Origin of the sequence: Streptomyces sp. NPDC053560 (genome assembly GCF_044544605.1) — a bacterium.
GTDB lineage: Bacteria > Actinomycetota > Actinomycetes > Streptomycetales > Streptomycetaceae > Streptomyces.
In genome coordinates this window covers 167,882-190,649 of record NZ_JBITXI010000010.1, presented here as the reverse complement: position 1 = coordinate 190,649, position 22,768 = coordinate 167,882, and the positions used below count along the sequence as shown (strand labels likewise).

At 72.0% G+C, this 22,768-nt stretch carries 19 protein-coding genes and 1 riboswitch; of the genes, 13 read left to right on the top strand and 6 right to left on the bottom strand.

What is annotated here, in order from left to right:
* The 5 genes from ACIGQF_RS24665 (at position 1) to ACIGQF_RS24645 (ending at position 4,749) form a co-directional block, all read left to right on the top strand.
* A complete protein-coding gene (locus tag ACIGQF_RS24665; protein ID WP_399714021.1) occupies positions 1–603 on the top strand; it encodes a Uma2 family endonuclease in 603 nt (200 codons plus the stop codon).
* Between the two features lie 95 nt (positions 604–698).
* On the top strand, positions 699–1,583 hold the full coding sequence (locus ACIGQF_RS24660; protein WP_399714019.1) for a 2-hydroxy-3-oxopropionate reductase: 885 nt from the start codon (positions 699–701) through the stop codon (positions 1,581–1,583).
* Positions 1,584–1,739: 156 nt separating this feature from the next.
* Positions 1,740–2,525: a class II aldolase/adducin family protein gene (locus ACIGQF_RS24655; protein ID WP_399714016.1), complete on the top strand. Its 786-nt coding sequence runs from the start codon at positions 1,740–1,742 to the stop codon at positions 2,523–2,525.
* Between the two features lie 177 nt (positions 2,526–2,702).
* Positions 2,703–4,046, top strand: a complete 1,344-nt coding sequence (locus ACIGQF_RS24650; RefSeq protein ID WP_399714013.1) for a hypothetical protein — start codon at positions 2,703–2,705, stop codon at positions 4,044–4,046.
* A gap of 163 nt (positions 4,047–4,209) precedes the next feature.
* The gene (locus ACIGQF_RS24645) at positions 4,210–4,749 is read left to right on the top strand and encodes a DoxX family membrane protein (RefSeq protein WP_399714011.1); all 540 of its coding nucleotides are present in this window, start codon (positions 4,210–4,212) and stop codon (positions 4,747–4,749) included.
* A gap of 19 nt (positions 4,750–4,768) precedes the next feature.
* On the opposite strand, the gene ACIGQF_RS24640 is transcribed toward ACIGQF_RS24645, so the two are convergent.
* Positions 4,769–5,002, bottom strand: coding sequence for a hypothetical protein (locus tag ACIGQF_RS24640; RefSeq protein ID WP_399714008.1), 234 nt, complete (start codon positions 5,000–5,002; stop codon positions 4,769–4,771).
* Positions 4,989–6,506, bottom strand: a complete 1,518-nt coding sequence (locus ACIGQF_RS24635; protein WP_399714006.1) for a PspC domain-containing protein — start codon at positions 6,504–6,506, stop codon at positions 4,989–4,991. The genes ACIGQF_RS24640 and ACIGQF_RS24635 overlap by 14 nt, the downstream gene beginning before the upstream one ends.
* Positions 6,507–6,718: 212 nt before the next feature.
* Here ACIGQF_RS24635 and ACIGQF_RS24630 point away from each other — a divergent pair, with 212 nt between their 5' ends.
* The 4 genes from ACIGQF_RS24630 (at position 6,719) to ACIGQF_RS24615 (ending at position 11,022) form a co-directional block, all read left to right on the top strand.
* Positions 6,719–8,548, top strand: a complete 1,830-nt coding sequence (locus ACIGQF_RS24630; protein WP_399714004.1) for a serine/threonine-protein kinase — start codon at positions 6,719–6,721, stop codon at positions 8,546–8,548.
* An 85-nt stretch (positions 8,549–8,633) separates the two neighbouring features.
* Positions 8,634–9,950 carry a PspC domain-containing protein gene (locus ACIGQF_RS24625; RefSeq protein WP_399714000.1) on the top strand — a complete coding sequence of 439 codons (1,317 nt, stop codon included), beginning with the start codon at positions 8,634–8,636 and terminating at the stop codon, positions 9,948–9,950.
* Entirely contained in the window at positions 9,947–10,651 is a 705-nt protein-coding gene (locus ACIGQF_RS24620) for a LuxR C-terminal-related transcriptional regulator (protein ID WP_399713998.1), read from the top strand. The genes ACIGQF_RS24625 and ACIGQF_RS24620 overlap by 4 nt, the downstream gene beginning before the upstream one ends.
* Before the next feature lie 227 nt (positions 10,652–10,878).
* On the top strand, positions 10,879–11,022 hold the full coding sequence (locus ACIGQF_RS24615) for a hypothetical protein (RefSeq protein ID WP_399713995.1): 144 nt from the start codon (positions 10,879–10,881) through the stop codon (positions 11,020–11,022).
* A 25-nt stretch (positions 11,023–11,047) separates the two neighbouring features.
* On the opposite strand, the gene ACIGQF_RS24610 is transcribed toward ACIGQF_RS24615, so the two are convergent.
* The gene (locus ACIGQF_RS24610; protein WP_399714428.1) at positions 11,048–11,812 is read right to left on the bottom strand and encodes a GNAT family N-acetyltransferase; all 765 of its coding nucleotides are present in this window, start codon (positions 11,810–11,812) and stop codon (positions 11,048–11,050) included.
* Positions 11,813–11,942: 130 nt separating this feature from the next.
* On the opposite strand from ACIGQF_RS24610, the gene ACIGQF_RS24605 reads away from it, so the two are divergent.
* Positions 11,943–12,821 (top strand): alpha/beta fold hydrolase, encoded by an 879-nt coding sequence (locus ACIGQF_RS24605; protein WP_399713992.1) that lies wholly within the window; start codon positions 11,943–11,945, stop codon positions 12,819–12,821.
* 660 nt (positions 12,822–13,481) lie between these two features.
* Complete coding sequence (locus tag ACIGQF_RS24600; protein WP_361559459.1) at positions 13,482–13,835, top strand: hypothetical protein; 354 nt, start codon at positions 13,482–13,484, stop codon at positions 13,833–13,835.
* Positions 13,836–13,958: 123 nt separating this feature from the next.
* On the opposite strand, the gene ACIGQF_RS24595 is transcribed toward ACIGQF_RS24600, so the two are convergent.
* Positions 13,959–15,128 carry an NlpC/P60 family protein gene (locus ACIGQF_RS24595; protein WP_399713989.1) on the bottom strand — a complete coding sequence of 390 codons (1,170 nt, stop codon included), beginning with the start codon at positions 15,126–15,128 and terminating at the stop codon, positions 13,959–13,961.
* Positions 15,129–15,135: 7 nt separating this feature from the next.
* Positions 15,136–15,317, bottom strand: a riboswitch (cyclic di-AMP (ydaO/yuaA leader).
* Between the two features lie 506 nt (positions 15,318–15,823).
* Between ACIGQF_RS24595 and pcrA the strand changes: the two genes are divergently transcribed.
* Positions 15,824–18,322, top strand: coding sequence for a DNA helicase PcrA (pcrA, locus tag ACIGQF_RS24590; RefSeq protein ID WP_399713986.1), 2,499 nt, complete (start codon positions 15,824–15,826; stop codon positions 18,320–18,322).
* 100 nt (positions 18,323–18,422) lie between these two features.
* Here the strand turns inward: pcrA and ACIGQF_RS24585 are convergent, their stop codons facing one another.
* Positions 18,423–20,210: a M23 family metallopeptidase gene (locus ACIGQF_RS24585; RefSeq protein WP_399713984.1), complete on the bottom strand. Its 1,788-nt coding sequence runs from the start codon at positions 20,208–20,210 to the stop codon at positions 18,423–18,425.
* A 279-nt stretch (positions 20,211–20,489) separates the two neighbouring features.
* On the bottom strand, positions 20,490–21,260 hold the full coding sequence (locus tag ACIGQF_RS24580) for a lipase family alpha/beta hydrolase (RefSeq protein WP_399714426.1): 771 nt from the start codon (positions 21,258–21,260) through the stop codon (positions 20,490–20,492).
* A gap of 1,088 nt (positions 21,261–22,348) precedes the next feature.
* Here ACIGQF_RS24580 and ACIGQF_RS24575 point away from each other — a divergent pair.
* On the top strand, positions 22,349–22,759 hold the full coding sequence (locus ACIGQF_RS24575) for a cobalamin B12-binding domain-containing protein (protein WP_399713981.1): 411 nt from the start codon (positions 22,349–22,351) through the stop codon (positions 22,757–22,759).
* Positions 22,760–22,768 lie beyond the last annotated feature (9 nt).

Below are 22,768 nucleotides of genomic sequence, written 5' to 3'. Positions count from 1 at the left end.
ATGAGCGCCGCACGCGAGTACGGGCTGGACGACCAGTACGAGTGGCCCCGCCCCCCCGAGGGCGGCTGGACCGCGGACGATCTCGACCGGCTTCCGAATCTCCCTCCGCACACGGAGCTGATCGACGGGAGTCTCGTCTTCATGAGTCCGCAGACCCGGTTCCACTCGCGCACCATGCGCTTGCTGGAGAACGCCCTCCTGGCGCAGTTGCCGGAGGGCCTGGACGTCGACCGGGAAATGACGATCAAGCTGGACATCAAGAACCGGCCGGAGCCCGACGTCGTGGTCTACCGGGAGGAAGCGGTGACCGACGACACCGATCAGACCTGGTACGGGCCGGAAAACGTCGTCCTGGCGGTGGAGGTGGTCTCGGCGGACTCCCGAGAGCGCGATCGCGAGGTCAAACCGCGCAAGTATGCGGACGCCGGCGTCCCGCACTTCTGGCGGGTTGAGAAGAACGACGGCCTCCCGGTCGTCTACGTCTACGAGCTCGACCCCGCGACCAGGACCTACGCCCTCTCCGGCATCCATCACCACAGGCTCAAGCTGACGATTCCCTTCGCCATCGACATCGATCTCACTGCGCTCCATGGCCGCCGGTGACTTACGGCTGTTGACGCCTCACCCTCCCGCGCGGAAAATTGATTCCGTACTACGGAACATAGGTTCGCGACGCGGAAGTAAGTGGGGCGTACGGCATGAGCACCATCGGTTTCATCGGACTCGGGATCATGGGCAGCCCGATGGCGGTCAACCTGGCGAAGGCCGGGCACACCGTGCGCGGGTGGAATCGCAGCCCGGGCAAGGCGGGGGCGCTCGTCGAGGCCGGGGGGACGGAGGCGGCGAGCATCGCCGAGGCTGTTCGGGGCGCCGACGTGGTCATCACGATGGTGCCCGCGTCGCCGCAGGTCGAGGAGGTCGCGTACGGGGACGACGGCATCCTCGCGAACGCCGCGGACGGCGCGCTGCTGATCGACATGTCGTCGATCACCCCGCAGACCTCGATCGACCTGGCAGCGCGGGCCAAGGAGCACGGCGTGCGGGTGCTGGACGCGCCCGTGTCCGGCGGCGAGGCCGGTGCCGTCGAGGGGGTGCTCTCGATCATGGTCGGCGGTGAGCGGGCCGACTTCGAGGCGGCCCGTCCCGTGTTCGACGCGATGGGCAAGACCGTCGTGCACTGCGGCCCGCACGGCGCCGGCCAGACCGTGAAGGCCGCCAACCAGCTGATCGTCGCGGTCAACCTCCAGGCCTGCGCCGAGGCCATCGGCTTCCTGGAGAAGTCCGGCGTGGACCTGCCGGCGGCGCTGGAGGTGCTGAACGGCGGCCTTGCCGGCTCGGCCGTTCTCACCCGCAAAATGACCAACTTCCTGGAGGGCGACTACCGCCCGGGCTTCAAGCTCGCGCTGCACCACAAGGACATGGGCATCGTCACGGACGCCGCCCGTGCGGTGGGCGCGCCGCTGCCCGTCGGTGCCACCGCGGCGCAGCTCGTCTCCTCCGCCGTGGCCCGCGGCGACGGCGAGCTGGACCACTCGGCACTGCTGCGCGGCATCCGCCTGCTGAGCGGCGCGGACGAGAAGTAGCGGGAGCAGGGCGAGGCGGCGGGCGGTCCGGGGCGGTCCGTGGCCGCCCCGGTGGGAGTTCACAGCATTTCCACTGCAACCGCCCGCTTCATGTCTGGCCTCTTCACCTACCCCGGCGTAGCTTCCCGAGCGAGTCACACACGAGGGAGAGCCGGAATGCCCGAACCGACGCCGATACCCACCGAACAGCTGCAGTTCGCGATGCCCCCGACGTACCCGACCGTCGAGGAGGAGCGCCGGTACCGCAAGGAGCGGCTCGCCGCGGCGCTGCGGCTCTTCGGGCGGTACGGCTTCGAGGAGGGCGTGTCGGGTCACCTCACCGCCAGGGACCCGGAGTTCGCCGACTGCTTCTGGGTGAATCCCTTCGGGATGTCCTTCCGGCACGCCACCGTCAGCGACCTGCTCCTCGTCAACAGCCAGGGGCAGGTCGTCGAGGGCCGCCACCATGTCAACCAGGCGGCCTTCGCCATCCACGCGCAGATCCACGCCGCCCGTCCGGACGTCGTCGCCGTGGCGCACAGTCACTCCACGTACGGCCGCGCGCTGGCCTCGCTCGGCGAGCTGCTGGAGCCGATCACGCAGGACGTCTGCGCGTTCTACGAGGACCACGCGCTCTTCGACGCGTACACGGGTGTGGTCGTGGACGAGGCGGAGGGGCGGCGGATCGCGGCCGCGCTCGGGCCGCACAAGGCGGTGATCCTGCGCAACCACGGACTGCTGACGGTCGGCGACTCCGTGGACGCCGCGGCCTGGTGGTTCCTCACGATGGAACGGTCCTGCCAGGTGCAGCTGACCGCCAAGGCGGCGGGCAAGCCCGTACTCATCGAGCACGGCGACGCGCTGCGCACCCGGGAGCAGCTCGGCAGCGACCTGGTGGCGTGGATCAACTACCAGCCGCTGTTCCAGCAGATCAGCCGCGAGGAGCCGGACCTGTTCGGCTGAGCGCGCGCGGCGGACGGCCTCGGGCGGTACCGCGGGGCGCCGCCCGAGGCGGTCCGCACCCTCCGGAACAGCGCGGTTGGCGCCGGGCCCGTCCCGCTCGGCACAATGCGCAGCCCACGCTGCCAACCGGAAGCGGTGGACGGCGACTACGGTTAGCGGGCGGTACGGAAAGTGTCGGTGGACGCGGCGGGGCGGCGGGCCGGGCAGCACGAGCGGGCCACGGCGGACGGGCGCGGCCGGCCGGCCCCGGCCACGGGAGCGGGCACGGCCGCGGACGCGGCGGGCTCGCGTGCGGAGTGCGACTGCGGGGACTGCCCCAGCGGTGCCCGTACGGGCCACCGGCAGGCGGTCGCCGCGTTCCTCGCGCTGCGCGAGGACTTCGCCGCCGGCCGTGGCGTACCGGCCGGCCTGGCGCACTCCGCGGGCGCGGCGCGCCAGTGGATCTCCGACGAACTCGCCCAGTCCGCACGGTCCGTCGCCGAGCGCGCCGCCGCCGAGGGCCGCGCCCGCAGCGAGGCCGTCCGGCGCCGGACGCCCTTCGTCCTGTGGGGCGCGGTCGGGGCCCTGCTCCTGGGGCAGGCGCTCACCGCGATCGGCGCGGGCTGGACGGAATCCCGTACGGCGGCGCTGGCGGCGGCCGTCGTCCTGGCCGCGCTGCTCACCGTGCTCGTCCTGCGGCACCGCGGCCACGGCGGTCTCCTCGCGCCCGTCACCGGCGAGGACGGCCGGCTGTCCACCTCCCGTACGGTCGCCGCGGCCTGGCTGCTGCCGGCCGTGGGGGTCGTCCTGATGTTCGCGGCCCGGCTGGCGCTGGCCCCGGACGCCGCCGAGCGTCACCGGCTGCTGGCGGGGCTCGGTCTCGCGCGGGGTGCAGGGCTGCTGACCGTGGTGGCGATCGCCTGTGCCGCCGCGGTCGCCGCGGCCCGGCTGGTGTCCGTCCGCATCCGTGCCGGGCGGCAGCAGAAGATCCCCGCCGAGTACCCGCGCGCCGGGGACCTGCTGGCCGACGACGCGGGCCGCGGCAGCTTCGCGGACGCGCAGTACGTGCTGCTGAACGCGGTCGCCGTGGTCTTCACCGCGGTCCGCCTCGCCGCCGAGCCGGACCGGCTGCCGGACCTTCCGTGGGGGCTGGTGGTGCTGGCGGCGGTCAGCGCGGCGACGTATCTGGCGGGCAAGTACGCGGAGGGCACCCGACCGGTCGTGCTCTCCGTCGTGCGGGCCCGCGAGATCGGCGGCCTGGACGGGCCGGTCCGTACCGGCGACGACATCGAGATCCGCGGCAGCGGCTTCGTGCCGCCGGGCGCCCAGCCGCCGCACCGGCTGGCCCGTACGGTGGTCCGGATCGGCGCGGTCGACGTCCATGTGCCGCTGGTGCCGGTCCCGGGCGGCTTCGCCAATCCGTCGGACGGCGTGCTGGTCGTGCCGGTGCCGGCCGACGTGGAGCCGGGCCGCGCGGAGGTGCGGGTCATCACGGCGGCCGGTGTCGAATCCGCCGCTTACCCCCTGTTCGTCCAGGAATGACTCGCACGTGTGACGTGCAGGAGTGACGTACGGATGTCGGGCGCATCCTGATTCGCCCGGTTCCGTTGAACGTTCTGCGACGCCCGGTCCGTATCAGTCTTCGAACGCCTGCCCGTGGGCAGAATCGTCCGCGCCGGGCGGCGACGCAGAGCGGGAGGACATCATGGTGCACACGGGCAGATCGCTCGCGATCGACCACGGAGGATCCGGTGGCGGCCCCGGCGGGCTGCGCGGCACGCTCGGGAGGTACGCGCTGCTGCCGCTGCGGATCTTCCTCGGCGTCACCTTCATCTACGCGGGCCTGGACAAGCTCACCGAGCCGGGATTCTTCGCGGCCTCCGGCACCGGCTCCATCGGCGAGACGATGCGCCAGGCACGGCAGTCGGCCGGCGTGCCGGCCCTGGTCGACCTGGCGCTCAACAGCCCCGTCGGCTTCGGCTACGCCATCGCGGCGGGCGAGCTGGCGGTCGGCCTCGGCGTGCTCCTCGGCGTCCTCGGGCGGCTCGCGGCGTGCGGCGGCGCGCTGATCTCGCTGAGTTTCTGGCTGACCGTCAGCTGGTCCACCACCCCGTACTACTTCGGGAACGACCTCGCGTACCTGATGGCCTGGCTGCCGCTGGTGCTGGCCGGCACGCCGTACCTCTCCGTCGACGCCCTCTACGCGAGACGGCGCCGTCGCTTCGGCCGCCGCCTCATCGGCTGACGGCGGCCGGCCGGGCCGGTCAGCCGGGGCTGTTCTCCGGCGGCGGCAGCTCCGTGCTCCGCCGCCGGCGGCGGACCATTCCGTACAGCGCCGAGACGCCGCCCGAGAGGAACAGGCCGGCGGGCAGGGCGATCAGCGGCCAGGCGCCGGGTACGTCGACGCGGCCCGCGGCGTCCAGGACGTAGACGCCGCCGATGCCGAGCGCGGTCAGGCCCGTGACGAGCCGCGCGGGCTGGAACTCATGCCGCGGCACGCTCGGCCACCTCCTTCCGCGCGCCGGTCACGTCCGGCGCCTCCGGCGCGGACGGCGGGTCCAGGGGCGGCAGCTGGGTCGGGTGGTTCACTTCCGCCTGGCCGAGCCCCACCTCCAGCCGCAGGTCCAGGGTGCCGTGCGGCCGCTCGCCCTTCTTGAGGCCGTGCGCGGGCAGCGTCACCGTACGCTCCCGGTCCGACGCCACGTCCACGTCGTCCGGCGTCTCGCCCGGCAGCTGGATGTCGCCGAGCCCGACCTCGATGTGCACCCGCGCCCGTACGCCCTCGGGGAGCGTCACCCGTAGCAGCCCGGCGCCCACCTCGGCGTGTGTCCGGACCGTCTGCCCCCGCGCGGGCCGCAGCCCGCTGAGGTCCAAGTGCCCGCGGCCCGCGCCCAGTTCGTAGGACGGTCGGACGTCCGCCGCGGTCGACGGGGACCACGTACGGGCGTCCCAGTCGGCGGTGATGTTGCGGGGCAGGACGGTCGTGGCACCCAGCAGCAGGGCGGTGACCACCACCATGAAGACCGTGCCGCCGCCGGTCCGGCCGAGCCACGCGCTCAGCACGAGGCCGAGCCCGAACACCACCAGTGCGGCGGCCAGCCCCGCCTGCAGGCTCGCCGGCACCGAGCCGTCGTGCCAGGTGGCCCCCGTGGCCGCCGCGCCGGCGACCAGCGCCAGCAGGAACGTCAGGCCGCCGATGGACCGCCCGGCCCGCTTCGGCCGCCGCTCCCACGCGTCCCGCCGCTCCGTGGCCCGCGTGCCCGCGCCCCCGGAGTGCGCACCGCCCCTGCCCGGCCCGCCGGCCGCCGCCGCTTCGTACGACGGCGTGTCCGCGGGCCCCCAGAGATAGCCGGTGCGGCCCCCGTGCGTGCCCGCCGGCTGTCCTTCCTTGGCGAGCGGATCCCGCCACCACGAAGGGCTGCCCGGCGCGGGCGGTGCCTGCGTCTCGGGCGGCGCGTCCGCGACGGCCTGCGCCGTCGCCGGGTCCACCGGGCCGGTGCCCCGCGCCGCGGCCCGCCGCTGCTTCGACCAGTAAGCGGAGCCGGCCACCGCGAGCGCGAGCATGACCGTGAACGCCATGCCGCCGCCCCGGCCGAGCACCGACAGGAACAGCCCGCAGCCGACCAGCGCGACCAGGAGCGCGGTCAGGGCCGTCCCCTCGACACGCCCGGACAGCAGCCGCCGCACCTCGTTCTCGTCCTCGCCCTCCACCGGGATCAGCAGCCAGGCGAGGCCGTACACGATGAGACCGATGCCGCTGCTGACGGCCAGTACGGCCAGCACGATGCGGAAGATGACCGGATCCAGGTCCCAGTGCCGCCCCAGGCCCCCGCAGACCCCACCGACCACCTTGGTACGGCTGCGTCGCAGCGGGGGCGGCGGCGGGGGCGGAGGAGCGGCGGTCGCGCCGTGTGCCGGCCCGGAACCGGCGCCGCCGGCGGGGCCGGTTCCGGCACCCGTACCGGCACCGTCACCCGCACCGGGAGGGGAAGCATCGTTCATGCGCCCATGGTGACAAGCGGAACCGCGGCCCGGCATCAGTGACAACCCTGGCCGGTCCCTGAGATGTCGGACGGCGCATCCCCGACACTCCTGACACCTCCGGCGTCCCCGAGGTCCGGCGGGCGGGCCGGGGCCGACCGCCCCGTTACGGGTGAGGTTCCGTTGACTATCGTTGTCCTCTGACGGGTTATGGGGGAGCCGGAGGGCGTGCGGTGTCGGAGGCTGCGGTGGACGAGGGTCGGCTGGTCGCCGGGCGGTACCGCCTGCTCGAACGCATCGGTCAGGGCGGCATGGGCACCGTCTGGCGCTCCCAGGACGAACTGCTCGGCCGTCAGGTCGCCGTCAAGCGACTGCACGCCTCCTCGCTCCAGCTGGAGCCGGACGAGCTGGCCATGCGCAACGAGCGCACCCGCCGCGAGGCCCAGGCCGCCGCGCGCATCAACCATTCCAACGTCGTCGGCGTGCACGACGTCGTGGACGACGCGGGCCTGCCCTGCATCGTCATGGAGTACGTCCCCTCCGTGACGCTCGGCGACGTCATCAAGGAGGCCGCGCTGGCCGGCGAGGGCGTACCGCCCGCCGAGGCCGCCCGCATCGGCCGCGGCATGATCGCCGCGCTGCGGGCCGCACACGCGGCGGGCGTTCTGCACCGCGACGTGAAGCCGGGCAACGTCCTCCTCGGCGAGGACGGCCGGGTGGTGCTCACCGACTTCGGGATCGCGGTGGCCAGCGGTACGTCCACCCTCACCAAGACCGGCGAACTGGTCGGCTCCATCGACTACTTGGCGCCCGAGCGCGTCAAGGGCGGTACGCCGGGTCCCGCCTCGGACCTGTGGGCGCTGGGCGCGACGCTGTACCAGGCGGTCGAGGGACGGCCCCCGTTCCGCAAGAACACCGCGGTGGAGACGGCGTACTCGATCGCCGTCGACCCGCTGGACCCGCCCCGCCAGGCCGGCCCGCTCACGGCCCTCATCGAGGCGCTGCTCGCCAAGGAGCCGTCGGACCGCCCGTCCGCCGAGGCCGTCGAACGGACCCTCCGCGCGCCCGCCTCCGAGGCGGTGACGGAATTCCTCACGGTGGAGGGCTTCACGACCTCGGGAACGGGCACCGGGGGCGGCCCGGTGACGACGGGCACCGGAACCGCGACCGGCACCGGGATCGGGGCCGGATCCGGAACCGGAGCCGGATCCGGAACAGTGACCGGAGCCGGGCCCGGCACCATCGACACCGGTACGGGCACGGGCACGAGTACGGGCACCGGTACGACTACGGGAGCGGGTACCGGCACCGGGGCGCGCCCGGGTGCCGTCCCCGCTGCCGTCCCCGGTGGGGGCGCCTTCCCCTCCGTTCCCGTCCAGCGCGCCACCGACGCCACCGACCGGGTCACCGTCAGCGGTGGCCCGGCGTCCCCCGCCCGCCGCCGTCCGCTGCGCTTCGTCCTGTGGGGCGCGGTGGCGGTCGTGGGCGCCGGTGCGGTCGCGGCCGGGCTGATACACGTCCTGGGGGACGGAGGCGGCGTCCAGGCGGCCCCGGGGGCCGGTGAGTCGGCCGGGCCGTCCGCCCCCGCGAGCCAGAACCCGCCGAGGGTCCCCAAGGGCTACCACCTGGTCACGGAGAAGAAGATGGGCGTCTCCTTCCCCGTACCGAACGGCTGGACCCGCCAGGCCATGCCGGACCGCAACGAGGTCGACTACCTCCACCCGTCCGGACTCGTCGGCCTGAAGGTCAGCGTGCTGGGCTTCGCCAGCTCCAATCACGTCCGCCACTTCGAGCAGGTCGAGCAGCAGCTCAAGGCCAAGTCGCAGGGGTACGAGCGGCTGCGCCTCCAGGACACCCTGTTCCAGGGGCAGCCCGCCGCCGTCTGGGAGTTCACCTTCCAGGGCCGGGCGCGCGAGTTCCGCGCCATCGACCTCGGCTTCGGCAAGGAGGGGGAGGACGAGTACGCCCTCTACCTGTCCGCGCCGAAGGCCCAGTGGGCGCAGTACCAGAACGTCTTCAACGTGGCGCGCGACGGATTTCGCGACCACCGGCCGAACAGCTGAGACCACGGCCCGCCGGGGCCGGTCAGGGGACGATCAGGGTCGACCCTGATGCCCGGACATCCGTCCGCGTGTGACGATCGGGAGCATGACGACCGCTCCGCCCCGTACCGAGGGCCCGTACGCCTCGGTGCCCGACCCCGCCGACCGTCCTCAGCGCCGCCTCTACCGCAGCGCCGACGGCCGGCTCCTCGGCGGCGTCGCCCGGGGTCTGGCGGGCCACCTGGCGCTGCCCGTCTCCTGGGTGCGGATCGTCTTCGTCGCGCTCTTCGTGGCGCAGGGCATGGGCGCCCTTCTGTACGCCGCGTTCTGGTTCTTCGTGCCCCTCGGGGTCGGCGGTGTCGACGCCCACCGAGGGGCCGCGCACGGCCCGTACGCCCCCGAGGGTGCGGCCCCGGGCGGCCGGTGGCCCCGCCGCGTCCGGCGCCCCGACAAAGGTCAGATCTTCGCGCTGATCGCCCTGATCGTCGGGGCCTCCGTGCTCGCCTCGAACTTCCGGCTCGGGCAGGCCAACGCCTACCTGTGGCCGGTGCTCCTCATCGGCGCCGGCGTCGCCCTGGTGTGGCGGCAGGCCGACAACGCCCGCCGCGCACAGTGGCTGGAGCTCGGCCGCAGGAAGGGCGTACTGCCCTTCGCACGAGGCGCGGCCGGCGTCCTCCTGGTGGGCATCGGCGTCACGGCCATCGTGATCCTCCAGGGCTCGGTCCGGAACCTCGGCTCCGTCCTGCAGGCCGCGCTCGCCGTCGTCGTCGGCATCGCCCTGCTCGCGGGCCCCTACCTCGTGCGCATGATGCAGGACCTCTCCGAGGAGCGCCTGATGCGCATCCGGGCACAGGAGCGCGCCGAGGTCGCGGCCCACGTCCACGACTCCGTCCTGCACACCCTCACGCTCATCCAGCGCAGCGCCGACGACCCCCGGGAGGTGGCCCGCCTCGCCCGCGCCCAGGAGCGCGAGCTGCGCGCCTGGCTGTACAAGCCGGAGGGCCGCGGCAAGGACGAGGACGAGGAGCCGGACCGGCTCGCGGACGCCGTCCGGAAGGCGGCTGCCGGGGTCGAGGACGCGCACGGCGTGCCGATCGAGGTCGTGGTCGTCGGCGACTGCCCGCTGGACGAGCAGCTCGGGGCGCAGATGCAGGCCGCGCGCGAGGCGATGGTGAACGCGGCCAAGTACGGTGGCAGCGGCGGCGCGGTGCAGGTCTTCGCCGAGGTGGAGGGCCGGTCGGTGTTCGTCTCCGTACGCGACCGGGGGCCCGGCTTCGACCTGGACGCGGTGCCGGCGGACCGGATGGGCGTACGGGAGTCCATCATCGGGCGGATGCAGCGCAACGGCGGTACGGCGCGGCTGCGCTCGGCCCCGGACGGAGGGACCGTAGTGGAACTGGAAATGGAGAGGGCCGCGGAATGAACGCCACCGAAGCAGCACAGGGGAGCGGCGAGGGGGCGGCCCGGCGGGCGCGCGTGGTCCTCGTCGACGACCACCGGATGTTCCGTACGGGCGTCCAGGCCGAGATCGGGCAGACCGACACCACCGGCGTCGAGGTGGTCGGCGAGGCCGCCGACGTCGACCAGGCGGTCACGGTCATCACGGCCACCCGGCCCGAGGTCGTGCTGCTGGACGTGCACCTGCCCGGCGGCGGCGGGGTGGAGGTGCTGCGCCGGTCCGCCTCCCTCATGGCCGACCCGGAGCGTCCGGTGCGGTTCCTGGCGCTGTCGGTGTCCGACGCGGCGGAGGACGTCATCGGCGTCATCCGGGGCGGGGCGCGCGGCTACGTCACCAAGACGATCACCGGTACGGACCTGGTGGACGCGGTCTTCCGGGTCGCGGACGGCGACGCGGTCTTCTCCCCGCGGCTGGCCGGTTTCGTCCTCGACGCCTTCGCGTCGACGGATGCCCCGCCCGTCGACGAGGACCTCGACCGCCTCACCCAGCGCGAGCGCGAGGTGCTGCGGCTGATCGCCCGCGGCTACGCGTACAAGGAGATCGCCAAGCAGCTCTTCATCTCCGTCAAGACGGTCGAGTCGCACGTGTCGGCGGTCCTCCGCAAGCTCCAGCTCTCGAACCGCCACGAGCTGACGCGCTGGGCGACGGCCCGCCGCCTGATCTGACGCCGACTGCGGCCACCGGGCCGGGAGTTGAGCCTCCCGGTCCGAGGCGGCGGGCAGTGTACGCGTCAGCCCCGCACTCCGGGTCCCGCTCGGCGAATACCACCCGATGTCCCGGGGTGTTCCGTGGCTCCTCACCGCGAAGTGACCACCCGGTCATACCTTGGAAGTGACCAACCGGGCACCTCCGCGGTGGTACCGGCCGGTACCCCCCTGCGGAGGTGGACGCAGTGACGAACGCATGGCGCTACCGGGGCGACCGGGCGGGGCACGCGGTCCGCGCGGAGCCGCGGCGGGACCGCGCAGGCGCTTCCCGCGCCCGGGCGGCACACGCCGCGTACGCCGCCCGCGGCAAGAGCCTCGCTCCCCGCTGAACGCGATGAGCGAGCGAGGCGGTGCTCACCGCGTGCCCCGTCTGCGGAGCACCGCTGTGGTCACGGGGGAGTGCAGCTCCCAGCCCATGGCCCGGTACAGGGACAGCCCGTCGTCCCGGGCCACCAGCACCCCCTGCGTGGCGCCCTGCTGCGCCGCACGGGCCGCCAGAGCCGTCATCACGATCCGGCCCAGCCCCTGGCGGCGGTGCGCGGGATCCGTGCGGACCTGGTCGAAGACCGCCGTCGCGCCGGCCAGCGCGACCCGGCCGCCGGCCGCCACCTCCCCGGTCGCGGCGAACGCGCGCGCGTCGACGATGCCGCCCTGGGCGACCGTCTCGACGACGTACCCGCCCGGCAGCACGGCCGGGTCCGGCGGCGGCGCGGGGGCCGCGCCGGGCACCAGGCCGTCCCGCAGCCCGTCGGGCACCTCCGGTGCCCCCGCCGCCCGTGAGGCACCGCTGTGCGTCGTGCGGCCCAGCGGGGCGGTCATCAGGTACTCCGGTGCCCGGAACTCCCAGGAGGCCGGCAGCGCGGGCTCGACGGCCGAGCGGGGCGCGCAGACCTTCAGCCACAGGCCCGGCGTGATGAGCGCGACGGACAGGCGGCGCAGCACCGCGGGGTCCGCGGCGGGCAGGACGTACCGCGCGACCTGGTCGGTGCGGCCCACGGCTATCCGGAAGCCGCCCGGTACCTCGACCGCGCCGTCCGTGCCGCGCGAACGCACCCAGCCGTCCACCCAGGCGCGCACGACCTCGGGCCGTGCCACGGGCACGCGGTGGTGCTCGGTCATTGTGTCCACGGACCCGATCGTATTGCGAGAGCTTCGCAATAGTGACGGTCGAATTCGGCCCCCTTGCATAACGCTGCCGGGGCCACCCGAATCCTTGGAAAATCAGGCTACTTGAGAGAGGTCAAGAGCCGTGCGGGTACATATCGGTGATGGTGTTCGGCTCTACTTCGATGTGGAGGGGGCCCAACTGGAGACGGACGGCCCGGACATGGCCGAACGGCCGACGATCGTGCTGCTCCACGGGGGACCGGGGGCCGATCACACCCTGTTCAAACCGGAGCTTTCCGCCGCGGCCGGATTCGCTCAGGTCATCTACCTCGACCAGCGGGGGAGCGGCCGTTCCGTACGGTGCGGGCCGTCCCAGTGGACATGGGAGCGGTGGGCGGACGACGCGATCGACTTCTGCGACGCGCTGGAGATCGAACGGCCCGTCCTCGTGGGCTCGTCCAGCGGCGGGTGGGTCGCGCTGTTGGCGGCCATCCGGCACCCCGACCGGTTCGCCGGGCTGGTGCTGGACAGCGTGATGCCCGGGGACACGTACGAACGGCTGGAGATGTTCGAACGGCTGGGAGGGCCGGAGGCGCGGGACGTCGCCCTGCGGTACTGGGCCGGGGACAACGGCGACGAGATGACCGAGGCGTGGGAACGCGTCTGCCTGCCCCTGTACTCCCGGCAGCCCGGCGGGGACGCGGCCAGCCACGACCGGCTCCGCCGGGTGCGCTGGAACGACGACGTGCTGGACCACTTCCGCACGGTGCTGGCGAGGGGGTTCGACCCCTGGCACGGGCTGGAACGGCTGGAGTGCCGCGCGATGATCCTGGCCGGCGAGCAGGACCCGGTGGCGACCGCCTCGGCGGCCCGCCGCTTCGCGCACCGGCTGAGCCGCGCGGACGTACGGTTGCACGTCCTGGCGGAGGCCGGGCACGGGGTCTTCCGCGAGTCGCCGATACGGGCGATGGACCTGTTGCGGGACTTCGTGGTGAGCGGTCACGTGCCGCGTCTGCATTGAACCGCCGGGGCCGCCTTTCCGTGGCCGAATATGGCTGGCGGTTCCGGTGTTACCGGCGGGCGCGGACGTGCGGGACGCGGAATACGACCGGTCGGTCGAATTCTGGTCCGTGAGCCGGAATTCATTGATTGCTGAACCGGCTGCCCGTGCTGCCGGCATCTGACTTCCCGGACCGCCTTCAGGAGCCGTCTGCCAAAACTGTGTTCCGATACGAATGTGACGAGGTGGGCCCGGTGTTCCCCTCGCGTCAGCAAAGCGTCAATGAGCTTCCGGAGGCTCGCGGGCGCCGACGGTCCCTCTCCCTGCCGTTGGTACGGCGGTGGCCCGGGTCAAGGGGGAGCGGGCCGCCGCCGTACCTTCGGCGGGGGCGGCCGGCGGCCGTCGGGGCGGAACCGACGGCGGTGGGGAGCCGGCCGCCTGGACGAGGACGCTAAACCTCCTGGCGGCCTGCAAGCGGGCCATTGCCGGGCATTGCCCACTCCCTTACCGGTCGGTGCCCGCTTCTGGCCTCCGGGTGACTGGCATCGACCGGTGCTGTACGAGAGTGCGGACCAGGGGCGCTCGACAGTTCGATCCGGTGGTGGGTGCCGGGGACGAGTGACAGGTGGCCGGCGGACCTGCCCGCAGGGCCGTGCGGCGCCGGAGCTACGATCGACCACTATGGACGTAGTGATCAATGTGTTCGTCGCCCTGCACATCATCGGCATCGCTTCGCTGCTCGGCGGCTTCCTCACGCAGATGAAGGCGATGAGCGCGGGCACCGCCCGCTTCGTGCCCGCGATGCTGCACGGCGCGATCACGATGCTGGTGACCGGCGTCATCCTGGTCGGTCTGAACCAGATGCAGGACGCCTCGGTCAACAACATCAAGATCGGCGTCAAGCTCGCCGTCCTGATCGTCATCCTGGGTCTGGTCTACGTGAAGCGTGACGAGGAGAAGGTGGAGAAGCCGCTCTTCGGACTCGTCGGTCTGCTCACGGTCGTCAACATCTTCATCGCGCTCCTCTGGACCTGAGCGCCCCGGGACCTGAGAGTCCCGCCGGACGCGAGAACCGCGCGGCTGCCCTCGAAGGGCGGCCGCGCGGTTCGTCGTTCTGCGAGTTGCCTCAGGCCGGTCGTACGTCAGGCCGGTCGTACGTCAGGCCGGTCGTACGCTCCCGTAGATCGGCATGTAGTAGATCGACTCCACGCGTACGTTCGCGCCCGGCTTCGGGGCGTGGATCATCTTGCCGTCGCCGATGTACATCCCGACGTGGCTGATGTCGTCGTAGAAGAACACCAGGTCCCCCGGTTGCAGATCCTTCGTCGCGACCCGCGTGCCGGTCTTCACCTGGTCCCAGGTCGTCCGCGGCAGCGAGACGCCGGCCGCCTTCCACGCCGCCTGGGTCAGCCCCGAGCAGTCGTACGACGCGGGCCCGGTGGCGCCCCAGACGTACGGCTTGCCCATCTGCGCGCGGGCGAACGCGATCGCCTTCTCCGCCTTGGTCGCGTACGAACCGTCGGGCACCCCGGAACCGGTGCCGGTCCCGGAATCGCTGCCCGTCCCGGAGCCGGAGCCGCCGTCCGTGCCGCCCGCAGCGCCGTCCTGTTCACGTTCGCGCTCGGCCTGCTCCCGCGCCAGCTCCTCGGCCTTGCGCTTCGCCTCGGCCTTCTTCTTGCGCTCCAGCTCCGCCAGCCGCGCCTTCTCCTGCGCGGTCAGCCGGGACAGCAGCTGCCGGGCCTCGGTCAGCTTGCCCTGGACCTCCTGCTTGGACGTCTTCAGCGACTCCTGGGACTTCTGCAGCTCCTCCAGGCCCTTCGTCGCCTGCGCACGCTTGCGCGCGGCCTGCGCCTGCTGGTCCTGGTAGTCGGCGACCGCCTCCTGCTGGCGGCCGGTGAGCCGCTTCATCAGGTGGTTGCGGTCCACGAACTGCTGGGGGTCCTGCGCCAGCATCAGCTGTGCGGTCGGGCTCAGCCCGCCGGACCGGTACTGGGCGGAGGCGAAGGTGCCCAGCTCCCGCCGGGCGTCGTTCATCTTCTGGGTCCGCTCGGCCGCGGCGTCCCGCAGTTCGTCCACCTTGTCGCGCTGCGTCGCGGAGCGTTCCTTGGCGGCGTTGTATTTCTGGGTGGCGACCTCGGCCTGCCGGTACAGGCCGTCGACCTTCTTCTTGACCTCCTCTATGGAAGGTGCGGGCTTCCTGGGGGACGCGTCCGCGGTCTGGGTGAGCAGCGTGACCGAGGCCAGCGCCGCGGTGGTGAGCCCGGCCGCCGTACGGCGGTGTGCGGGCACGGTGAGCATGCGGGTGCGGGGCTTGCGATGAGACGCCAAGGCCGGCGACTCCTTCCGTGGACCGCCTACCGGGTTAGCTGTCGGGTTCGGGCGCATGAGCGCGCGCGTGGGGCGCGTGCCCACTGGTGCTACGGAAGGTGCCCTACGGCCGTACGGATCGCTCCGCAGAGACCGATTCACCCCGGTCGTACGTGGGCCCTCCTGCGTCGAAGTCGGCGACAGGAGGGAGGGTCCCCGGCTCCGGCTGCCGTGCGTACGAACAGCTGCCATGCGTATGGCAAGGGCCGTGCGTACGACAGGCCGGACTCGGCGGGGCGGCCCGTGCCGGTGCTGTCACCGGACGGTGGGGCGGGCTGCCCGGTCGGCACGGTAGCCAACTCGTGTGGCTTCTGTGAAGGCTGATGTTCGATTTGCCCGCAATCTTTTCGTGACCTGATCGTGTCCGTGCCGATGTGAGGGCTGTCATGACCACGGAATGTCCGGTGCCGTTGTCCGTCCGTGACGGGCGGCGGGGTGCCGTATCCTCCGCGCCGCTCTCCGCCGCTGTTGGGGCCGTGTCCTCCGTTCCGTCCTCCGTTCCTGTTCAGGTCGCGCTCGCCCCTGTTCGTACGGCCCTCCGGCCCTGCTCCCGCCGCGCTCCGACCCGCCCGTACCGCGCCTCCGCCGGATCCTTGAGCCCGGAATTCCGCGGCCGGGGCCGGGTTGTCGGTGGGGCGGCCTAGACTCGGTGGGCGATGAGCAGCCTCTTTGACGACAGCTTCCTGGCGGACCTCGACCCCAAGGACGAGGAGCCGCCGCCTCCCGAGGACGAGGACCGTCCGGCAGTGGAGGAGGTGCCGCACGACCTCTTCGGTGGCCGCTACGACGCGCCCGTGCAGCGGGACGCGTACTACCGCGACGGCGCCGCCCGCCCGGCCGTCGACCCGGCCGCGCTGCTGGAGGGGCTGAACGACCAGCAGAAGGCCGCCGTCGTGCACACGGGCTCGCCGCTGCTCATCGTCGCCGGTGCCGGCTCCGGCAAGACCCGCGTCCTCACGCACCGCATCGCGCACCTCCTCGGCACGCGCCACGTCCACCCCGGCCAGATCCTCGCGATCACCTTCACGAACAAGGCCGCGGGCGAGATGAAGGAGCGCGTGGAGGAGCTGGTCGGCCCGCGCGCCAGCGCCATGTGGGTCTCCACCTTCCATAGCGCGTGCGTGCGCATCCTGCGCCGCGAGTCCAAGAAGCTGGGCTTCACCTCATCGTTCTCGATCTACGACGCCGCCGACTCCAAGCGCCTGATGGCCCTGGTCTGCCGCGATCTGGACCTGGACCCGAAGCGCTTCCCGCCGAAGTCCTTCAGTGCCAAGGTCTCCAACCTCAAGAACGAGCTCATCGACCACGAGGACTTCGCCGGGACGGCGGCCGACGGTTTTGAGAAGACGCTCGCCGAGGCTTACGCGATGTACCAGGCACGGCTGCGCGAGGCCAACGCCCTGGACTTCGACGACATCATCATGACGACGGTGAACCTGCTCCAGGCTTTCCCGGACGTCGCGGACCACTACCGCCGCCGCTTCCGGCACGTCCTGGTCGACGAGTACCAGGACACCAACCACGCCCAGTACACCCTCGTACGCGAGCTGGTCGGCCCGGGGACGGACGAGGTGCCCGCCGCCGAGCTGTGCGTCGTGGGCGACGCCGACCAGTCGATCTACGCCTTCCGCGGTGCCACGATCCGCAACATCCTCCAGTTCGAGGAGGACTATCCGAACGCCACGACGATCCTGCTGGAGCAGAACTACCGCTCCTCGCAGACGATCCTCTCGGCAGCCAACGCCGTCATCGAGCGCAACGAGAACCGCCGCCCGAAGAACCTCTGGACGGACGCCGGCACCGGCCCGAAGATCACCGGCTATGTCGCCGACACCGAGCACGACGAGGCGCAGTTCGTCGCCGACGAGATCGACCGGCTCACGGACGCGGGCGAGACCCGGGCCGGCGACGTGGCGATCTTCTACCGGACCAACGCCCAGTCCCGTGTCTTCGAAGAAGTCTTCATCCGGGTCGGGCTGCCCTACAAGGTCGTCGGCGGCGTGCGCTTCTACGAGCGCAAGGAGGTCCGGGACGTCCTCGCGTACCTGCGCGTGCTGTCCAACCCTGAGGACACCGTCCCGCTCCGCCGCATCCTGAACGTTCCGAAGCGCGGCATCGGCGACCGCGCCGAGGCGATGATCGACGCCCTCTCGGCCCGCGAGAAGATCACGTTCCCGCAGGCGCTGCGCCGCGTCGACGAGGCGTACGGCATGGCCGCGCGCTCCGCGAACGCCGTCAAGCGCTTCAACACGCTCATGGAAGAGCTGCGGACTATCGTGGAGTCCGGTGCAGGGCCCGCGACCGTCCTGGAAGCGGTCCTGGAGCGTACGGGCTATCTGGCCGAGCTCCAGTCGTCCACGGACCCGCAGGACGAGACCCGTATCGAGAACCTCCAGGAACTCGCGGCGGTCGCCCTCGAGTTCGAGCAGGACCGCGGCGTGGACGCCGAGACATCAGGGACTGCCGTCCCGGGCGGCACCCTCTCCGACTTCCTGGAGCAGGTCGCCCTGGTCGCCGACTCCGACCAGATCCCCGACGAGGACGACGAGGGCACGGGCGTCATCACGCTCATGACCCTGCACACCGCGAAGGGCCTGGAGTTCCCGACCGTCTTCCTGACGGGCATGGAGGACGGCGTCTTCCCGCACATGCGTGCGCTCGGCCAGACCAAGGAGCTGGAGGAGGAGCGGCGGTTGGCGTACGTCGGCATCACGCGCGCCCGCGAGCGGCTGTACCTCACGCGCTCCACGATGCGCAGCGCGTGGGGCCAGCCCCAGTACAACCCGCAGTCCCGCTTCCTGGAAGAGATCCCGGACGAGTACGTCGAGTGGAAGCGGACCGGCCCGGCGACGCCGTCCGCGTCCATGGGCGGGCTCTCCTCGGGCCTGTCCTCCGGCTTCTTCGGCGGTGGCTTCGGCTCCTCGTCCTCCTCCTCGCGGAGCAAGGCCGGGCCGAGCGGCTTCGCGACCCGCCGGGCCAAGGACCGGCAGGTGGTCGCGCTCGCCATCGGTGACCGCGTCACGCACGACAGCTTCGGGCTCGGCACGGTCGTCGGGGTCAAGGGCAGCGGCGACAACGCCGAGGCGACGATCGACTTCGGCGGCGAGAAGCCGAAGCGCCTGCTGCTGCGGTACGCACCCGTGCAGAAGCTGTAGGCGGGCAGCGCATACGTGAAGGGCCCGGAACCCCTCGGGGGCCCGGGCCCTTCATGTAGCGCGTGCTGGAGCGCGCGTGCTGAGCGTGTTCTCGGTCGGCTCAGTTGGGGTCGATGCCCTTGGAGCGCAGCCAGGGCAGCGGGTCTATCGCGTCGCCACCGCCCGGGTGCACCTCGAAGTGCAGGTGGGGGCCGGTGGAGTTGCCGGAGTTGCCCGAGTACGCGATCACGTCGCCGGCCTTCACCGTGCCCGAGCGGATCTTGGCGCTGCTGAGGTGGCAGTACCAGGTCTCCGTGCCGTCCGGCGCGGTGATCTCCACCATGTTGCCGTAGGCGGGGTTCCACTTGGTGACGACGGTGCCGTCGGTCGCGGCCATCACGGGCGTGCCGTAGCTGACCGGGAAGTCGATCCCGGAGTGCAGCGACATCCAGTTGACGCCGGCCTGCCCGTAGAGGGCGCTGAGCCCGTGCTGCTTGACCGGAAGCGCGAACTTGGGGCGCAGCGCCTCCTTGCGCGCTGCCTCCTCGGCCTTGCGCTTCTTCTCGGCGGCCGCCCGAGCCTGCAGGTCGAGACGTTCCTGCGTACGACTGGCACGGTCGGCGAAGTCGTTCGCGTCGGCGCTGAGGTTCGACAGCTGGGAGTCCAGCTTGTTGTTCGCGGCGGACGGCTTCACGGCCGAGGCCTCCGACGCGGCCTGTACGGCGGTGTCGTCGTCCTTGTCGGTCGCGCCGGAGACGGAGGCCGCGGCCACGGCGCACACGCCCATGGCGGCCACGGAGGGCACCGCGACGGTCAGCAGCGCGGACTTCTTCGGCGTACGCCGCCGGCCCCGGCCGCCGCCGCTGCCGTGCGCCTCGCGCCGGGCGGCCCGACGGCCGCCGGAAGCAACCCCGGAGGGACCGTCGAGGCCGCCCTCGGGGGAGACGGCGGGGGCGGGGATGATCGCGGTGACGGCGGAGTGGAGGTCGCCGTCCTCGTCGGCACCTGTCCCGGCGTCGGCCGCGGCCAGATCATCGGGTGTGAAGACGGCGGTGGACTCGGCAGCCCCCTCGGGAGCCGCGCCCTGCACGTGTTCGACGGCGTCGAACTGCGAGGTCTCGAACTGGGACGGGTCGAGTTGGGACGCGTCGAGGTGGGAGGCGTCGAACTGTCCGGTGGTGTCGAACTGGGACGGGTCGAGCTGCCCGGCATCGAATTGTCCGGTGTCGAACTGTCCGGAGTCGTAGGGGCCCGTGCCGAACTGCGTCGCCTCGAACTGGTTCGTCTCGAACTGCGCGCCTTGATGGGCCGCCTCGTACCCCTCGGCGCCGGCCCAGGCCTCGCTGTCCCACTGCCCGGTGTCGGTGCCGGCCCCGGCATCCTGCTGCCCGTACTCGGCGTACGCACCGGTGGCGTCGTAGGTACCGGCGGCATCGTAGGCGCCGGTGGTGTCGTACGAGCCGGTGTCGTACGTGCCGTTCGGCGCGTACGCCCTGGTGTCGTACGTACCGGTGCTGTCGTACGCGCCGTACGCATAGGGGTCGTAGCTGCCGGTTCCGTACTCCGTGGCGTACGTACCGGTGTCGTACGTCCCGTTCGGGTCGTACGCACCGCTCACGTCGTAGCTGCCGGTCTCGTACGCTCCGCCCTCGTGCGTCGTCCCGCCGTCGTAGGACACCGTGCCGTAGGCGCCGGTGTCGTAGGCGGCCGCTTCGTACATGGTCGGGTCGTACGCCCCGGCGGCATACGCGCCCGTGTCGTACGTTCCGGTGGTGTACCCGTCGTACGCGGCGTAACCGAGCTGGGGGTCCTGCTGGCCGTGCGGCTCGTATCCGGGATGGGACCCGTACGAGGCGTCAGCAGCAGAGCCGGTCGGGTCTGGGTTCCCCGACGGGTGACGGTCGTTCACCACCAACTTCTCTTTCGCCTCGGCAGCAGGAGAATTAGCGGCGACTGTACCCGGCGGTATGCGACGGCGACAATCTTCCGTAGGTTTCGGGCCCTTCCAGACCGGGCATTTGGCCGTCTTTCGGAGGACGCCACACAGGTTCTTGGCGCCACGTTCGAAGAATGTTCGAGATCAATTGGCGTAACCGTCGGCTCCGGCGCGCGCTGCGACCACCTGCGCCGACGTCCGTAACGGGCAGGTCGGAGCCGGTCGGAGCAGGTCGGGGCGCTTCTGGGGAGTTCAGGCCACGGATGCCCGGTCCGGGGCGGCGGCTTCCGGCGGGGCGCCGGTCTGTTCCGACTGGCCCGGATTGAGCGGATCCGTCGCGGCCAGCGCTTCGCGGATGCCGGCGGCGACCGCGCCGTTGACCGGAAAGGTCAGATGTCCGACACCGGAGACATGAACGTTCCGGGTGCGGAGATCATCATGATCGATCCGCGCAGTCTCCGCCGGGACCATCATCTGATCGAGATCGCTCCAGAAGCAGACGAAATGCGTCCGGCAATTCGGTGCCGGCGCGGCCAACTCCTTGATCACGTCGGAATCCGTCCGCATCTGGCGCACGAGCGGATGCGCGGGCAGCAGCGACGCGAGCCGGGTGCCGCCGTGCGGGGTGCCGAGCGTGACCAGTGTCCGGATCCGCGCGTCCCCGCCCAGTCGCTGGACGTAGTACCGCGCGATCAGCCCGCCGAGGCTGTGGCCCACCATGTCGATGCGGCGGTGCCCCGTGCGCGCGCAGACATCCTCGACGTGGCGGCCCAGCAGCTCGGCGGCCTTGCGTATGTCGCACGTAAGAGGGGAGTAGTTGAGCGCTTCCAGATGACGCCAGCCGTGCCGGCGCAGGGAACGGCGCAGCAGTACGAAGACGGAACGGTTGTCGATGAAGCCGTGCAGCAGGAGCACGGGCGGGTGCGACCGCCCCTCGGTGGGGAGAAGAGCGGGCGCGGGCAGCCGGTCGGTGTCGGTGCCGGTCTCGACGCCGACGCGGGAGCTGGCTCCGGTCCCGGTCAGCGGCTTGGAGCGCGCCCCCGCGCGCGTCCCGGTCCGCGCCTCGGGACCTGTCGGAGCCGCTGCCCCCGCCGCGGCGCCTCTCCGCGCCCCGGCTCCGCTCCGCGCATCGGCGTGCGTCCGGTCCGCGTCGGTGGACCACGGCCCTGCGGCCTTCCGCGCTCTCGAACCGGCACTGATGCCGGTGGCCGCCCCGACGGCGCCGATGGCGGTGCCGGCTGTGTCGGTCGTGTCGGTCGTGTCCGTCGTGTGGACACTCGCATCGGTCGTGTCGACATCCGCGTCGGCGGTGTCGATGACCGCGTCGATGGTGTCGGTGGTGTCGATGAACATGTCGTTGGTGGGGGGATCAGTGTGTCCGTCCGCGGCGGCCTCGGCGGCCGCCCGGGCGTGCGCCGCCGCGGCGGCGGCCTGCTCCTGCGAGACGCCCATCGGATACAGCAGCAGATGCCCCGCGAGCACCGCCAGCTCCCAGACCGTGACGCGCAGCCTGGCGGCGGAGGGGCGGATCAGACAGCAGAGAAAGGGCAAGGCCTTCATCGGCCGACCTCCCGAACGGCATGGGGAGGACGCCTCTGTCCCCCGTCATGCCCTCATGGGGAGCCGTTGGGTGCGTACACGGTCCCCGTACACCGTGCTCGCCTGTGACGTCCTGATACCGGTACGGGACGCCGGCGCTCTCGCCGACGTGTGTCCCCGCTACTCCTGCGTCCGTACTGCGTTGTGTGCGTACGTGACGCGATACCAGTTCCCCGCACTCCGTGCGTGTGCACAGGGCCTGTACGTACCCGAAGTGCGCACCTCCGTGCCGCGCGGCTCACGACGCGGCGGTGCGACGACCTGCTGCGGCTCCCTGCGTCGTCCGCAGACACCCCCGCCGCCTCGCGGCGGCGGTTGGTGTGAGGCGTACGGCGCTTGGCGAACGTGTCCCACGTGTGATTTCCCCCTCCCTCCATGTCGCGAAACGGCTCCGTACGCGATGCTGGCGATAACGTTCGTTCACGCTGGCGGCCGCCCGGGCGGCCGCTCATTCGGTTGTCGGCTCGACGGCACTGGTCAAGGCACGTGCCGCGCTTGGCTTGGAGGCAGTGATGGGTGTGACCGGTCCGATCCGTGTGGTGGTGGCCAAGCCGGGGCTCGACGGCCATGACCGTGGTGCCAAGGTCATCGCACGAGCGCTGCGTGACGCGGGTATGGAGGTCATCTACACCGGGCTCCACCAGACCCCGGAGCAGATCGTCGACACCGCGATCCAGGAGGACGCCGACGCGATCGGCCTCTCGATCCTCTCGGGGGCGCACAACACCCTCTTCGCGAAGGTGATCGAACTGCTCAAGGAGCGCGACGCGGAGGACATCAAGGTCTTCGGCGGCGGCATCATCCCGGAGGCCGACATCCCCCCGCTCAAGGAGCTGGGCGTCGCCGAGATCTTCACCCCCGGCGCCACGACGGCCTCCATCGTCGACTGGGTCAACACCCACGTCCGCCAGCTGGCAGCCTGACCGTCCGGC